We start from the raw sequence: 15,634 nt of genomic DNA, 5'->3' as shown, positions 1-15,634 counted from the left end.
TTACTTATGAGTTGTTTATAATTATGACTAAAGCTCACCGACTCTACAACCCTCAAACTCCCAAATTCAAATCCTGTTTACTTAAAAAACGGATTATACTGTTTCTCAAACCCAATCGAAGTAGGATTTCCATGACCGGAGAAAACCTGTGTTTCAGGGTCCAATACGAAAAGTTTAGTTTTAATGCCGTCAATTAATTGTTCATAATTTCCTTTATAAAGATCTGTTCTTCCGATGCTGCCTTCAAAAAGTACATCACCGGAGATCATGAATTTCTGATTTTCGTTGTGATACACAATACTTCCCGGAGAATGCCCAGGAACGTGGTAGATTTTAAATTTCTCTCCGTCCAGTTCAAGTTCTTCTCCTTCGTTTACATAAGTAATATCTACTTTTACAGGATCAACAGGGAATCCGAATCTCAATCCACTCGCCTGAAGCATATCAAGAACTTCCTGATCCTCCTGATGCATATTCACTGGAACTTTGAACGTGTCAAATGCCCACTGAAGCCCTAAAACATGATCAATATGAGCATGCGTTAAAAGAATTTTCTGAATGATCAGCTCTTTTTCTTTGATGAAGTTATCAATGGCTTTGGTTTCCTGCTCATTCATATTTCCTGGATCTATTAACCAGGCATTTTTGTTTTCATTATAAAGAATGTAGGTATTCTCACTTGCAAAGTTGCATACGAAGCCTTGAATCTGAAGCATAATCTGAATATTTTTATTCAAAAATACGATATTATTAAGAAAATGGCTATTTTTCGTTATCTTCGTCATAATGAAAACTTTGCGAATACTCTTACTTTCCCTGGGTGGGCTGGTGTATGGACAGAATATCCAAAGCATCCAGTTATTTAATCCACAGACGAATGATGAAACGCCGGTCATTAAGTTCGGTGAACAATTGGTGTTGAGTTTTGATGATCTTACCAATGGAAGCGAGATCTACCGGTATACCATCAAGCATTATGACAGAAACTGGAACGACGATAATCTGTTCTTTACAGAAATTGCCACGGGCAGTATGAACGGATTACTGGATAAGTTTCAATATTCTTTCAATACTTTACAGGCATATACTCATTATAAACTAACTTTCCCCAATGATAAAATACAGCCGAAAATATCAGGAAACTTTGAGTTGATCGTTTATAAGGATTCTGCAGACAAACCACTATTCAAAAGACGTTTCTATCTGGTAGAAGATGCTGCTTCCCTTGGGGTTAATGTTTCAAGGATTGCAGATGCCAAGAATCCCAATATCAATCAAAGAGTAGAAATAAAGGCTCTACCAAAAGTGGGTGATCTTTCTTCCAATGTCAACTCCATGAGCTTGAATGTGATGCAGAATAACAATCCGAATATGGTGATTTCTAATCTGAAACCAAGTACTGTTTTGGGGAACCAATTGCTTTTCCAACAGATGAATCTTGTTTTTCCTGGAGACAATGAATTTTATTATTTTGATAATAAGAATATGACCATCGCAGCAGATATGGTTCGTGCGGTAGAAGTAAAAGATGATGCTAATCATACCTATTTACATCCGATATGGGCATTTCCTTTAAACTATCAATATCAGCCCGATGTAAACGGAGCCTGGTATTACAGAAGAAATGACCTGGGAAGAGAAAGAGATGCTGAAAGAGAAGCAGACTATTCATGGGTGTATTTTTATCTTGAATCAGATCCGGTAGATAAAGATATTTATATTCTGGGTGGATTTAATAATTTTAAACCCAGCAAAGACAACCAAATGCAGTATGATGCAGCAACGAAGCAATATGTTGCCAAATTATTCCTAAAGCAAGGATTTTATAATTATGTTCTTGCAACGAAACAAGGAGATGCACCTTTAGATTTTGGAGAAGTGAATGGTAATTTCTGGCAGACAGAAAATCTTTATCAGGCATTTCTTTACTATGCTCCTTTCGGACGAAATTATGATGGATTGATAGGTTATGGCGAATTCAGGACTCCTGTTAGGAAATAGTTATATAGCTTTATTTAAAATATTCAAAGGCTGTCTCTAATGAGGTAGCCTTATTTTTTTAATAAATATTCCAAATCAGAATAATTTTATTCAATAAAATGTGAAACATGGTTTGAAAAAATAATTCACAAAATATTGATTTCTAAGAAATAATTTCATGTAAAATCTTCAAAATAATAAAATCATTTTTAATTATTTCGCTTTGTTTTAAAATCATTATTATGGTTTGTTTAATGATTTATATTTTCAATTGAATTTTATGTAATGTATATATCGATTTATTGCGAAAAACTTTTATCTTCGTCTCACACTTAACAAATATTATTTATGAAAGCAAAATTTATTCTAGCAGCGAGCATTGCAGCCTGCTCATTCGTTTTCGGACAAAACACTCCGTCAAAAGTAATTCCTGGTAAAAGTGGATTACACGCGGAATTCTTGAGATTTGAAAAAGATGGACCTGCTTTTCAGGGAAGTCCTGTTTTATTTGATGAAAAATCTGAGAGACTTTCACCGGGACAAGCCCGTAAATTAGGACTTGAAACCGATAAGCTAGGCTTTGAAACCCATAGATTTCAACAGACCGTAAATGATATTCCTGTAGAGTATGGAGTAATGGCTGTACAGACTAAAGACGGTAAAATTGTTGGGCAGTCCGGAAAATGGGTGCTTAAAGTTCCATCAGGAGTTGAAAAAAAATCCAATATTTCTGAAAAAATCGCCTTACAAAATGCTTTGAATTTTGTAGGTGCCGAACAATATAAATGGCAAAATAAAGAAGAGGAAGACTTTATTAAAAAAGAATCTAAAGATGATAATGCAAGTTTTGTTCCTAAAGGTGAGCTTGTCTACTATTCAGATCCTACAGATGAAACACTTAAGGACTTGAAGTTAGCTTATAAATTTGATGTGTATGCTGAGAAGCCTCTAAGCAGACAATATGTTTTTGTAGATGCTAAGAATGGAAAAGTTCTGGGAATGGATGCCATCATTCATGAAGTAAATACTCCGGGAACGGCTACTACCGTTTATAGTGGAAGCAGAAATATAATAGCTGATTCTTATGGCGGAAGTTACAGATTAAGAGAAACAGGAAGAAATGGTGGAACAGCAGTGGAGACCTATAACCTTAAAAAAACAACTAATTTTTCGTCAGCTGTAGATTTTACAGATACCGATAATGTTTGGAATAATGTAAATACCAATAAAGATCAATATGCTACTGACGCTCATTGGGGAGCCGAAATGACATTGGATTATTATTTCACAAAATTCGGAAGGAAAAGTATTGATAACAATCACTTTGCTATAAAATCTTATGTTCATTATGGAAATAATATTTTTAATGCCTATTGGGATGGATCAAGAATGCTTTACGGCGATGGAAGCTCTACAACAAACGGTGGAAAACCTTTAACAGCTATTGATGTTTGTGGTCATGAAATTACCCATGGGATGACTTCTAAGACTGCAAACCTTGTTTATCAAAGAGAACCGGGAGCATTGAATGAAGGTTTCTCAGACATCTTTGGAAATACCATAGAACGTTGGGCAAGACCAACGCAGGCAAGCTGGACATTGGGAGAAGATTTCAGCTATGTTATCCGTGATATGTCAAACCCTAATGCTTACCGTCAGCCGGATACTTATCAAGGAACCTATTGGAAAGCTGCGACTACTTCAGGTTGTGCAAGCCCTAGTCAGGCCAATGACTATTGTGGTGTTCATACCAATTCTGGAGTTTTAAATTTCTGGTATTATTTATTGGTAACAGGAGGAACCGGAACCAACGACAATGGTTTTGCTTATAATGTTTCCGGAATAGGATTGGATAAAGCAGGAGCCATTGCTTACAGAACGCTGACAACTTATCTTACTTCTACTTCTACTTACGCGAATACAAGAACATATTCTTTACAGGCTGCAACAGATCTGTACGGTGCCGGAAGTAATGAAGTAACACAGGTTACCAATGCATGGAACGCAGTAGGAGTGGGCGGAGGAACTTCTGCAGCAGGACTTATTGCAGCAGATGCTAATGAGTCTCCTTATACCATCAGCCCAAATCCGGCAACAGAAAGATTTACGGTAGTGTTTAATGGAAAAGCAGGTAAAGGAACTGTAGAACTGGTAAACCTAACGGGAAGAAGAGAACTTTCAGAAAAAGTTAATCTTATTGATGGTGCAAATAGAGTAGAAATACAGCTGCCATCCAATATGCTTCCTGGAGTTTATATTGTAACCGTGAACGGGCAGAAAGCCGGAAACTTAATTAAAAAATAAACTTACTTTAATATATTTCAAGAGAAAGGCCACGGAAATTCTTCTGTGGCCTTTTGTATATTTTGACTTAATAATTTTATACCAGATAAAAATCATTCAGTTTCTCTTCGCAAAGTGTTTTTACTACTTCAATCCATCGGTCTTCATCATTCAGACACGGGATATAGTGGAAATTTTCTCCACCACCATGCATAAACTGCTCTTTTCCTTCCTCTGAAATTTCTTCCAGTGTTTCAAGGCAGTCTGATACGAAAGCAGGACAAACCACTGCAAGATTTTTAACTCCTTTTTTAGGAATGGTTTCCAGAGTTTCATCCGTGTAAGGTTCAATCCATTTGTCTTTTCCTAATCTGGATTGGAAGGATACAATTGTCTTTTCTTTTGGAAGCCCCATTTTAGCTATGACAGCCTCAGTGGTTTTATAACACTGGTGTCTATAACAATAGGCATTATGAGTATCTACCTGACTGTTGATACAATTGGCATCATCAATTTTACAGGTGTTGGAAGGATCTGTTTTGTACAAATGTCTTTCCGGAACTCCATGATAAGAAAACTGAAGAGCATCAAAATTTTCAGGAAGTTTTTCCTTGATACTTTCTGCCAGACAGTTGATATAAATATCTCTGTTATAGAAAGGTTGAATATAATTGATTTTTACTTTTGGAAATTTCTTCTTTCTTACTTCTTCCGCTTTTTCAATAACGGTTTCTGTAGTACTCATTGCATATTGCGGGTACAAAGGAAAAAGTACAATTTCAGAAATTCCCTGATCTACCAGTTTCTGGATTCCGGTCTCAATACTTGGCTCTGCATATCTCATCCCGATTTCCACAGGTACATCTACCAATTTTTGAAGTTTCTTCTGAATCTTTTCAGTAATAACAACTAAAGGTGAACCTTCATCCGTCCATACTGTTTTATAGGCTTCGGCAGATTTTGCAGGTCTTGTTTTCAGGATAATCCCCTGAACAAGCAGTGCCCGAAAGATCCAACGGTAATCAATTACCCTTTCGTCCATCAAAAATTCATCAAGATATTCCTTTACATCATTTACAGCCGTAGATCTTGGTGATCCAAGGTTGACCAGTAAAATTCCTTTTTTATTCAATTTTTTTATTTTAATGATGAAACAGATTGTTCAAAATCCGTTATCAATTCTAATACTTTAGCAAAGGTATTATTTTCAACCGAGCCATCAGACTCAAACTTACCCTTTATCGCCTTGATTAAAAGCTGATGTTTATCATCAATGACTGCGCCAAGGGTTTTTAAAATCAATAATAATTCTTCATGACCTTTCTCTCCACTGGCAGATCCTGTAATGAATGCAACCGGTTTGTCCAGAAAGACATTTGTAGAAACACACCATTCCAACAAGTTTTTTAATCTGCTCGGAATACTAAAAATATATTCCGGAGTAGAAATAATAACTCCTGCCGAATTATTAATGTATTCTCTGATCTTTACAATTTCCTCAGGAGTGTCAACATCAGTTAATGAAGTGTCAAAATGAGGAAGAACGGAAAGATCATCATACATATGAAAATGAATATTGGGGTTCTTTTCCAATACCTGTTCCATCAGTTTCTGATTACTGGAATTCTTGGTAGCACTTCCAATAATGATGAGAATCTTTTTTGTGTTGATCATGAAATATTGATTATCCGTTTACAGCCTCCACTTTTTCTACAAGATCCGGAACGAATTGTTTTAAAATATTTTCAATTCCGTTCTTCAAAGTAGCTGTAGAACTCGGACATCCTGAACAAGCTCCCTGTAAAAGCATTTTAGCTGTTTTGGTGGATTCATCATATTCCATTAGTGAAATTTTTCCACCATCATTTTCTACAGCCGGAGCTACATATTCATTTAGAATGTCAGAAATTTTCTGCTCATCGTCAGTATAATCTCTGTTGATAATCTTTTCTACAGGATTTTCGTGCTTCTGAGGCTCAATTTTAGAAATTTCACCACCATTTTGAAGATAATCTGCAATAAGAGCACGAACGGTAATCATTACCTCATGCCATTCAACAGAATGATTCTTTGTGACAGCTACGAAATTATCAGAAATGAAAACCTCTGTTGCAAATTCGAACTCATTGAAGATAGCAGCTGCTAAAGGAACTTCTTCTGCAGCTTCTTTTGATTTTACTTCTACAAATCCTTCCATAAGCAGTTTGCTGGATACAAACTTCATTACATTAGGGTTTGGAGTCATTTCAGAATAAATCTGATACATTTCTTTTTTCTTCTGAAGATAGATTCTTGGGTTGGCCAATAATTCGTCTTCAATTACATTTTTCAGACTTTCAGCAACATGTTCCCATTCAATAGTATCCTGTTTTGCTACAGCTACAAAATTAGCAGTAATGAAAATTCTTTCTACAAATGGATAATTGAAAAGCTCCTGAGCTAAAGGAATTTCTGAAACATCTGAAGTTCTGTCCAACTCCAAAGACCCTGGAATCAAGTTGTAATCTGCAACAAATTTCATCACTTTCGGGTTTTCGGTTGGTTCTATAAGTACGGTACGCATTTTTTCGTTAAATTTGAGATACAAAAATACGCATTAGAAGTTAGAAGCTGAAAATTGAGAGTTAGATTTTTGCTATCACTGTAATTTAGAAGTTAGATGCTAAAAATCAGAAGGTAGGAAATAATGATTTTCAAATGGGCTTATTTTCAAATTTTCAAATTAAAACTATGGCACTTGTAAAAGAACTTTTAGGGAAAATACCACAGATCGGAGAGAATACATTCTTAGCTGAAACAGCTACTATCATTGGAGATGTTACTATGGGAAAAGATTGCAGCGTCTGGTATAATGCAGTAATCAGAGGTGATGTTCATTATATCAAAATGGGTGATAAAGTCAATGTTCAGGATAATGCAATGTTACACTGTACCTATCAGAAACATCCTTTGAATATCGGAAATAATGTTTCTATTGGCCACAATGCCATTGTTCACGGATGTACCATTAAAGATAATGTACTGATTGGAATGGGAGCTATTGTGATGGATGACTGTCTGGTTGAAGAAAATTCAATCGTTGGGGCAGGTTCTGTAGTCACTCAGGGAACACATATTAAATCCGGAGAAGTTTGGGGTGGAGTTCCTGCTAAAAAGATTAAGGACATCAATGCTCAGTTATTGGAAGGGGAGGTAAACAGAATTGCAGATAATTATGTTAAATATTCATCCTGGTATAAGGAGAATGTGAAGGATTACGAGTTGTAGTTCGGGATACGTGGTGCAAGTTTCGTGTTTAAAGTTTTTGGTTGAAGAGTGTGCTCTCATCTCCAATCTTTAAATCTCAAGTCTGAACTTTAATATATAAAAAACAAAAGCTCTGTCTTCCGACGGAGCTTTGTATATCAAGTCTTAGTATTGATTTGATATAGAACCTTTGCTTTATTTTTTATTTTGATTCTGGTGTAATCAGCCTTGCTTCTCCTTTGATGCATTTAACATATGCAGGAGGCGTAATCACCATACAGTCAGACACAATATTATATTTTTCGTTAAAAATCCTTATTTTGTCAGTATATTCATTGATTCTTGGAAGAATTGAAGCTTCAATTTTTTTAGGATAAGCAATATATTGCTGAGGACCGCCACAGGATTTTACTCCCATGGGAGCAAATGTCCAGTCACTGCCATTCGTACACTCTTCTCCTTTAGCTTCAGATTCAATGGACGCTTTTAGTTTATCCAACTGTGCTTGATCATATTTCTGGCTGTCTTCATCAACCGGTCTGTAGGCAATATCAATGGGAAGATTGGTGTCGAGGTTCTTCGTAGAATTACAGGAAATAAGGGTTAATGGAGTACATAATACTATGACCGGAATATGCAGGAAAATTTTTTTCACAATAGACTTTTTTCTTTTTAAGAATTTTCAAAACTTATGCCAAGGTAAGAAAATCAAATTCATTTCCGTATTTTTGACAACGATGAACAATCATTTTTTTGACTTAATAGAGTACACCAACAGAAGTGTTTTTCTGACTGGGAAAGCCGGAACGGGAAAAACAACGTTTCTTAATGATTTTGTAAGACGAACAAAGAAAAAGCATATTGTTATTGCTCCCACCGGGATTGCAGCAATTAATGCTGGTGGAGTAACCATCCACTCTATGTTTGGATTACCCTTACGAACTTTTCTGCCTACAACGGAAAGGATAGATACCAGTTTGGCGAATAATATTGCCGATCTGATGCCGCATTTCAAATACCGTAAAGATAAACTCAAGCTTTTAAGAGAAGTTGAGATCATTATTATTGATGAGGTTTCCATGTTAAGGGCGGATGTTCTGGACATGATGGATTTTTCTTTAAGGTTTATCAGAAGAAATAATCAACGATTTGGAGGCGTTCAGATGCTATTTATTGGGGATTTGTTTCAGCTGCCGCCAGTAGTGAGAGATGAACATATTCTGAAATTGTATTATGATTCTCCTTTCTTTTTCGATAGTCATGCGATTAAAGATATTCCGATTGTGACGATTGAGCTTACAAAAGTTTACAGACAATCTGATGAGGAATTTCTTGAAATATTGAATGCAATCCGTGATGGTGATGTAGCGAATATAGATTTCGATCATCTGAACAAAAGATATGATCCGGATTTTGATATGGGTAAAGAATCTTACGTTTACCTGTGCTCTCACAACAAGATGGCGGATGAGATCAATCAGGAAAAACTGAAGGAAATAAAAGTGGATCCAAAAACCTATGAGGCAAAACTAGTCGGAGATTTTAAAGAGAATCAATTTCCTAATGATCAGTTTTTAGAACTGAAAATTGGAGCCCAGATCATGTTCATCAGAAATGATATTTCCGGAGAGAAGAAATACTTCAACGGAAAACTTGGAGAGATTATCGGATTGGATGAAGATGAAATCCGCGTAGTTCTGGATGAAAGTGAAAGAGAAATTACCGTAAAAAAAGAAACCTGGGAGCAGAAAAAATATTTTCTGGATACTGATAAAACAATTAAAGAAGAAGTACTGGGAAGCTTTGAGCAGTTTCCGATCAAATTAGCCTGGGCAGTTACGATTCATAAAAGCCAGGGACTTACTTTTGATAAAGTGATTATTGATGCAGGGAAAAGTTTTACGGCTGGTCAGGTATATGTAGCCTTATCACGTTGCAGAACATTGGAAGGTATTGTTTTGAAATCAAAAATTACTCCTGAAGTTATTTTTAAAGATAACAGAATTCTGCATTTCCATAGTAATACGGTCGCCAACGATCATGTGGAAGCTATTTTAAATCAGGAAAAATACGATTACAGTATCAGAAAAGTACTTCGTACAGTTGATTGCATGTGGTTTTTAAATGAAGTAGAGGAGTGGAATAAACTTTCTGCTGTGACTAAAAATATAGACCGTGCTAAAGCCAATCAGCTTTATCTTCAGTTGAAACATGAAGCCACCAATCTTGGGAAAATCTTTGAAAAACTGGAACGTATCATCTTCCAAAAGGTGAATAACTTTATTGAACAGAAAGAGCAATGGTCCGAAATTGAAAGTAAATCAAAAGGCGCAGTTAATTTCTTCTTTACCGAAACCAGAAATAAAATTTTTGATCCATTGAAAGACTTTTATGCTGAAATTAAGGGTGCAAAAGGATTGAAACAGTACAATGAAGAAGTGAAGAGCTGGCTGGAAGATATTGAAGAGTATCTGAACAGTTTAAAGGATATTCACCTGCTTGAAACAAGGCTTCTGGATGAAAAGAATGATAAGGAAGTAAGCATGAGGATTGCTAAAGTCCCATCACAGGTTCTGACTTTCCAACTTTTTGAACAGGGAAAAACCATTGGCGAAATTGCACTGGAAAGAGGATTGGTAAAAGAAACCGTAATAGGGCATCTTGCCAAATTTGCAGAACAGGGATTGCTGGATATTGCAAGAGTGATTACTTCTGATAAAATTAAGGCATTTGAAGATGAGTTTTATAAGAATCCACATGAGACCTTAACGGAGTGGAAAAATGCTCTGCCAAGTCATTTTGAATTTAACGAAATCAGAATTCTGATTAATCATTATAACTATAAAAAAGAAAAGAATTCATAACGAATTCTTTTCTTTTTTATTATTGAACAGGATTTTAAAATTTAAGGATACATCGCATTAATAGTATTGATATCGCCGGTTGTGAATCCTGTCCTATTATAAGTGAAGTTGGTATTATTGGCTCTTTTAATAGTAGGCTGTCCGTTTTTAGAATAGGAATTTGGCCAATACATCATCACAGAATTAATATTGAAAGGTCCTATATCTGTTCCTGAAGTATATTTATTAAAATTATAAGCCTGTCCGTCCTGAATATTATTCCATTGGATGCTTACATATTGATCTCTGTCTTTACGGGCATGTTCATGATAAAGCCCTACAGTATGACCCATTTCATGAATCACTGATCCCACTGAAATATACTGGTCCAGAGAAATAGTCTGTTTTCCACCCTGATATCCGATATGAGCCCATCCATCCGATCCGTTTGAGCTTCCAAAAATAAATTCTACATAATTGGATTGGTTGCTACGCTGAACCCAACGGGCATTCGTTTTGGAATTGTATTCATTAACAGCAGTGTTGATTTTATTCACATTAATAGATCCCATATTACTAGCAATCGTATAGTAAATTGTACGGTTGGGCCATCTTGAAAAAGTAGCACCACCTTTATTGGCTGCGCCACCTTCTGCCAGTTGTTGATCAGAAAGAACGATATCACCCTGGAAAAAATTCATTCCATTTTTTCTTTCATAGGTAATCTCCTGACCATCCAGATGACCTGTTTTAAGGTTAGTGACATTTACTGCTGTAGCTTGGGTTTCGGTTGTAATTTCGTCATTACTTTTACTGCAAGAAGATGCAATTGTAGCCACTACGAGGCTTATTAGTAAAGCTTTTTTTGTGAATGCTTTCTGGGAAAACAAGTCATTGATTTTTTTGTTCATGATAAAGATTTTTTCAAATTGTTATACGAATATAATTATATTTCTCTTTATTATGAATTATTTTAGTTAAAATATAAAGTTCACTAAAACATTTTTGGTTTTAAACTGTTTAGAATAACTAATTTTTTTATTTAAATATGATGTTAAGGTCTTTCCTTATAATCAAAGTAATGAAATAAAATTTCAATAGTTTTTCCCTGAACTCACCAATAGATCCTATTAATTACAAAAAGTAACTAATGCAGTTCAGATGTTTTAAATTTGTATGGTTTTTAATACCATTTAGAAAAAGGAGATTCTTATCATCTTTAAAAAATTAACATCTCAATATGAAAAATTTTGAAATTTCTGTTTTAGACCTTGCACCGGTAAAGCAAGGAAAAAGCATTCATGATACTTTTCAGGACAGTTTGTCCTTAGCCAATCACGCAGAAGGTTTGGGCTATAAAAGATTCTGGCTGGCGGAACACCACAATATGGAAAGCATTGCCAGTTCTGCAACCTCAGTTTTAATAGGCTTTATCGCCAATGGAACAAAAAAGATCCGAGTAGGTTCTGGAGGAATTATGCTTCCGAATCACAGCTCATTAATCATTGCAGAACAATTTGGAACACTGGAATCGCTTTTCCCGGGAAGAATTGATCTTGGTTTGGGAAGAGCACCCGGAACTGATGGTTTAACGGCTCAGGCTTTGGGGCGAAATCCGGCAATTATCAACGAGCAGTTTCCAAGACAGATTCTGGAACTTCAAAGATATTTTTCAAAGGAAAATGCAGATGCAATGGTTCGGGCTATTCCCGGAGAAGGATTAGATATTCCACTTTATATTTTAGGATCCAGTACAGACAGCGCATGGTTGGCTGCCGAACTTGGGTTGCCATATGCCTTTGCCGGACACTTTGCTCCGGAACAGATGGAAATGGCTTTTAAAATTTACAGGGAACATTTTCAGCCTTCAGTATATTCGGATAAACCTTATATTATTGCCTGCGTGAATGGAGTAGCAGCAGAAACTTCTGAGGAAGCTCATAAAATTTCAACTACTTTATTTCAGGCGTTCATCAATATTGTAAGAAATGACAGAAAACCTTTTGCACCGCCGGTAGATGATATGGATGAAATCTGGTCACCTATGGAAAAATCTATGGTTTTACAGAAGCTGAGATATACTTTTATAGGAGATCAGGCTGAAATTCAGGAGAAGCTTAAAGACTTCCAGGAAAGATTTAATGTAGATGAACTAATGATTAATTCTCATATTTACGATCATCAGAAAAGATTAAGATCTTACGAGATTATCAGAGAAGCGGTGAACTCCTTATCCAAAGCGTAATAAACCATTCATATAAATTGGCAGATGCTTATTTTTATGAGTATCTTTGCACACAAATAAAAAGTAAAAATGTCTGATATTAAATTAAATACTATTCCGGAGGCCATTGAAGACCTTAGAAATGGGAAAATAATCATAGTAGTAGATGATGAAGACAGAGAGAATGAAGGAGATTTTCTTTGCGCAGCAGAATTAACAACACCAGAAATTATCAACTTCATGGCGCTTCACGGAAGGGGGCTTATTTGTATGCCGCTTCCTGAGAAAAGATGTGATGAACTAGGGCTTGAAGTAATGGTAAGCAGAAGCAGCGATCCAAAAGAAACTGCTTTTACCGTATCGGTTGACCTTTTAGGAAACGGAACTTCTACAGGAATTTCTGCAGGAGACAGAGCAAAAACAATTTTAGCTTTAATGGACGACAAATCCAAGCCTACAGACTTCATGAGACCAGGACACATTTTTCCGCTTCGGGCTAGAAAAGGTGGAGTATTGAAAAGAGCAGGACACACTGAAGCTGCTATTGATCTTACGCACTTAGCAGGATTGAAAGAAGGTGGTGTTATCTGTGAAATCATGAACGAAGACGGAACAATGTCCCGTTTACCCGAACTTCATGCATTTGCTCAAAAGCACGATATGAAGATTGTTTCTATTGAAGATTTGATCCACTATCAGCTTAAAAAAGGAAATCTTGTAGAAAGATTGGAAGAGAAAAAAGTGAAAACACACTATGGAGAGTTTGACTTTTATGCATTCAGGGAGACTTCTAACGATCAGATCCATTTTGCATTGACAAAAGGAGCATGGACAGTAGATGAGCCGGTTTTGGTAAGAGTACAGTCTTCTGATTCTTATTTTGATGTATTAACGAGATTAAACAATGGTGAAAAACCTTTACTGGAAAAAGTAACCAATATGGTGAACGAAGCCGGAAAAGGAGCGATCATCTTCATCAATAACGTTTCAAATTCTGAAAATACATTAAGAAAACTTCAGCAGTTCCTGAACTATCAGGACGGGCAGGAGCAGCATCCTACTTTAGCATACAACTACAGAGATTATGGTATTGGAACGCAGATCTTAAAAAATTTAGGAATCAATAAGTTTAAAGTAATCACTCAAAACCCTAATATCAAACCTCAGGTTGGAGGATATGATGTAGAAGTTACTGAGTTGGTACAACTATAAAAAGAAAGAATCAATAGTGAATTTGCTTCACTTGAAATGATTTTTAACCATATAAAATAAAAGGTTTAGGATTTTTCTAAACCTTTTATTATTTTTAAGTCATGACCGAGTCTTTACAAAAACATATCAGGGAGTATGTTGATATTTCCGATGAAAAGCTGGAAAAATACTGTAATGCTTTTACGCTCCAAAAAATAAAGAAGAAAGAATTTTTATTAGTGGAAGGAAGCACCTGTGATTTTGAAGGGTTTGTGGTGAATGGCTGCTTTAAGGTTTTTCACAAGGATAGAAATGCGGCTGAACAAATTCTATATTTTGCCATTGAAAATTGGTGGATCTCCGATATAGACAGCTTTATCAACAGAATTCCTTCCAAACTTACCATTCAGGCTCTCGAAGACAGTGAGATTCTTTTGATTTCAAAAAAGGATAAAGAACAATTGTACCTGGAAATGCCGGAAGTGGAAAGACTAATGAGGCTCAAATTTCAGAACTCAATTATTACATTGCAACGTAGAATTATTGATAACTTAAGTAAATCTTCGGAAGAACGTTATATTGAATTCTTAAAGAAATATCCTCAAATTGCTCATCGTCTTACCAATATTCAGATTGCAGCTTATTTGGGAGTAACTCCCGAGTCTCTAAGCAGAGTTCGTAAAAAAATTGTGAAGAAAACTTAATGTGGGATAATAGTTTCCTACCTAAAAATAGCCTTATTTAAAAAGTCACAACAAAAACATCTGTTGTGACTTTTTTATAGTTAAAATCCAGTTGTATACTGAATTATAAAGTTATTTCATCAAAGTTTCTGAAACCATTCAGTAAGTCCTTTACGGACATTCTTTTCTTACCTTCTAACTGAAGTTCCTGTGGAAAATAAGCTCCATCCTGAGTGTAAATTTTGAATTCATTTTTTGAAATATCCAAAGTTCCGGCAGGTTTACTGTGATTGGAAATCTCAAAATTTCCACCAAATATTTTTAATCCTTTCTCCTCTTCACCAATTTTTAAAGTCGTGAAGGCTGCAGGATACGGAGACATTCCCAGAATGAACTGATGTATTGTTTTAGATGGTGCTACCCAATTAATTCGGGTATCTTCTTTAAAGATTTTATATGCATTTTTCGGATGCTCTACCTGTGGTTGTGGCTTTTCTTCAATAGCGTTATCAGCTAATCCATCTAATGTTCTTACAACTAATTTTGAACCCATTTCCATCAGCCTGTCGTGAAGATGTCCTGCATTCTCATCAGGTAAAACTTCAATTTCTTCCTGAAGAAGAATATTTCCTTCGTCAATTTTTTCATTAATAAAGAAAGTAGTAGCACCTGTTTTTTCTTCGCCATTAATAACTGCGTAGTTGATGGGAGCAGCCCCTCTATAATCAGGGAGAAGAGATGCATGAAGGTTGAAGGTTCCCATTTTCGGCATCTCAAAAAGAATTTTCGGCATCATTCTGAAGGCTACCACTACAAAAACATCTGCATCCAGGTTTCTAAGTTCCTCTAAAAATTCAGGGTTTCTTAATTTTTCAGGTTGAAAAACAGGGATATTATTTTCTGAAGCATATACTTTTACAGGCGATTGGTTGATTTTCTGACCACGTCCGCTTGCTTTATCTGCAACAGTTACCACACCTACAACCTGATGATGAGATTGATGAATAGCCTCCAAAGAAGTTTTTGCAAACTCAGGAGTACCTAAAAAAACGACTTTCAATGATTTCATACTGCAAAGATAAGTTTTTGATCCGAGAGTCAGAAGGTGTTTAAGTTTAGGGAGTAGGAGAGTTTTTAGAGATAGGATGAGTTAATAATGATTACATCATACCTTCTTTCCAGAC

14 protein-coding genes are annotated in these 15,634 nt (G+C 35.7%); 7 read left to right on the top strand and 7 right to left on the bottom strand.

The window, feature by feature from the left end:
* Nucleotides 1–77: 77 nt before the first annotated feature.
* Nucleotides 78–716 carry an MBL fold metallo-hydrolase gene (locus J2772_RS22685; RefSeq protein ID WP_209920975.1) on the bottom strand — a complete coding sequence of 213 codons (639 nt, stop codon included), beginning with the start codon at nt 714–716 and terminating at the stop codon, nt 78–80.
* A 70-nt stretch (nt 717–786) separates the two neighbouring features.
* On the opposite strand from J2772_RS22685, the gene J2772_RS22680 reads away from it, so the two are divergent.
* Nucleotides 787–2,001, top strand: coding sequence for a type IX secretion system plug protein domain-containing protein (locus J2772_RS22680; RefSeq protein WP_209920900.1), 1,215 nt, complete (start codon nt 787–789; stop codon nt 1,999–2,001).
* A 327-nt stretch (nt 2,002–2,328) separates the two neighbouring features.
* Nucleotides 2,329–4,284 carry a M4 family metallopeptidase gene (locus tag J2772_RS22675; protein WP_209920897.1) on the top strand — a complete coding sequence of 652 codons (1,956 nt, stop codon included), beginning with the start codon at nt 2,329–2,331 and terminating at the stop codon, nt 4,282–4,284.
* Nucleotides 4,285–4,360: 76 nt separating this feature from the next.
* Here J2772_RS22675 and hemH read toward each other — a convergent pair whose 3' ends face one another.
* The 3 genes from hemH to J2772_RS22660 are packed head-to-tail and all read right to left on the bottom strand — an operon-like array spanning nt 4,361 to nt 6,826.
* Complete coding sequence (hemH, locus tag J2772_RS22670) at nt 4,361–5,395, bottom strand: ferrochelatase (protein WP_209920896.1); 1,035 nt, start codon at nt 5,393–5,395, stop codon at nt 4,361–4,363.
* Nucleotides 5,396–5,400: 5 nt separating this feature from the next.
* A complete protein-coding gene (locus J2772_RS22665; protein ID WP_209920892.1) occupies nt 5,401–5,937 on the bottom strand; it encodes an NADPH-dependent FMN reductase in 537 nt (178 codons plus the stop codon).
* Between the two features lie 10 nt (nt 5,938–5,947).
* The gene (locus J2772_RS22660; protein ID WP_209920889.1) at nt 5,948–6,826 is read right to left on the bottom strand and encodes a NifU family protein; all 879 of its coding nucleotides are present in this window, start codon (nt 6,824–6,826) and stop codon (nt 5,948–5,950) included.
* 167 nt (nt 6,827–6,993) lie between these two features.
* On the opposite strand from J2772_RS22660, the gene J2772_RS22655 reads away from it, so the two are divergent.
* Complete coding sequence (locus J2772_RS22655; protein WP_045500733.1) at nt 6,994–7,530, top strand: gamma carbonic anhydrase family protein; 537 nt, start codon at nt 6,994–6,996, stop codon at nt 7,528–7,530.
* A 181-nt stretch (nt 7,531–7,711) separates the two neighbouring features.
* On the opposite strand, the gene J2772_RS22650 is transcribed toward J2772_RS22655, so the two are convergent.
* A complete protein-coding gene (locus tag J2772_RS22650) occupies nt 7,712–8,164 on the bottom strand; it encodes a hypothetical protein (protein WP_209920886.1) in 453 nt (150 codons plus the stop codon).
* Between the two features lie 82 nt (nt 8,165–8,246).
* Here J2772_RS22650 and J2772_RS22645 point away from each other — a divergent pair, with 82 nt between their 5' ends.
* Nucleotides 8,247–10,373 carry a helix-turn-helix domain-containing protein gene (locus tag J2772_RS22645; RefSeq protein WP_209920883.1) on the top strand — a complete coding sequence of 709 codons (2,127 nt, stop codon included), beginning with the start codon at nt 8,247–8,249 and terminating at the stop codon, nt 10,371–10,373.
* 41 nt (nt 10,374–10,414) lie between these two features.
* On the opposite strand, the gene J2772_RS22640 is transcribed toward J2772_RS22645, so the two are convergent.
* Nucleotides 10,415–11,263, bottom strand: a complete 849-nt coding sequence (locus J2772_RS22640) for a M12 family metallopeptidase (protein ID WP_209920880.1) — start codon at nt 11,261–11,263, stop codon at nt 10,415–10,417.
* Between the two features lie 329 nt (nt 11,264–11,592).
* Between J2772_RS22640 and J2772_RS22635 the strand changes: the two genes are divergently transcribed.
* The 3 genes from J2772_RS22635 to J2772_RS22625 all read left to right on the top strand — a co-directional run bounded on the left by J2772_RS22635 (nt 11,593) and on the right by J2772_RS22625 (nt 14,471).
* Complete coding sequence (locus J2772_RS22635; RefSeq protein WP_209920876.1) at nt 11,593–12,597, top strand: LLM class flavin-dependent oxidoreductase; 1,005 nt, start codon at nt 11,593–11,595, stop codon at nt 12,595–12,597.
* A gap of 69 nt (nt 12,598–12,666) precedes the next feature.
* On the top strand, nt 12,667–13,788 hold the full coding sequence (gene ribB, locus J2772_RS22630; protein ID WP_160136205.1) for a 3,4-dihydroxy-2-butanone-4-phosphate synthase: 1,122 nt from the start codon (nt 12,667–12,669) through the stop codon (nt 13,786–13,788).
* 101 nt (nt 13,789–13,889) lie between these two features.
* Complete coding sequence (locus tag J2772_RS22625; RefSeq protein WP_209920873.1) at nt 13,890–14,471, top strand: Crp/Fnr family transcriptional regulator; 582 nt, start codon at nt 13,890–13,892, stop codon at nt 14,469–14,471.
* Between the two features lie 103 nt (nt 14,472–14,574).
* On the opposite strand, the gene fmt is transcribed toward J2772_RS22625, so the two are convergent.
* Nucleotides 14,575–15,519, bottom strand: a complete 945-nt coding sequence (gene fmt, locus J2772_RS22620) for a methionyl-tRNA formyltransferase (RefSeq protein ID WP_209920870.1) — start codon at nt 15,517–15,519, stop codon at nt 14,575–14,577.
* Nucleotides 15,520–15,634: the final 115 nt, after the last annotated feature.

It is taken from the genome of Chryseobacterium jejuense (assembly GCF_017877355.1).
Lineage (GTDB): Bacteria > Bacteroidota > Bacteroidia > Flavobacteriales > Weeksellaceae > Chryseobacterium > Chryseobacterium jejuense_A.
Note: the sequence above shows the minus strand (reverse complement) of the source record. Positions and strands in the feature narration are given on the sequence as shown.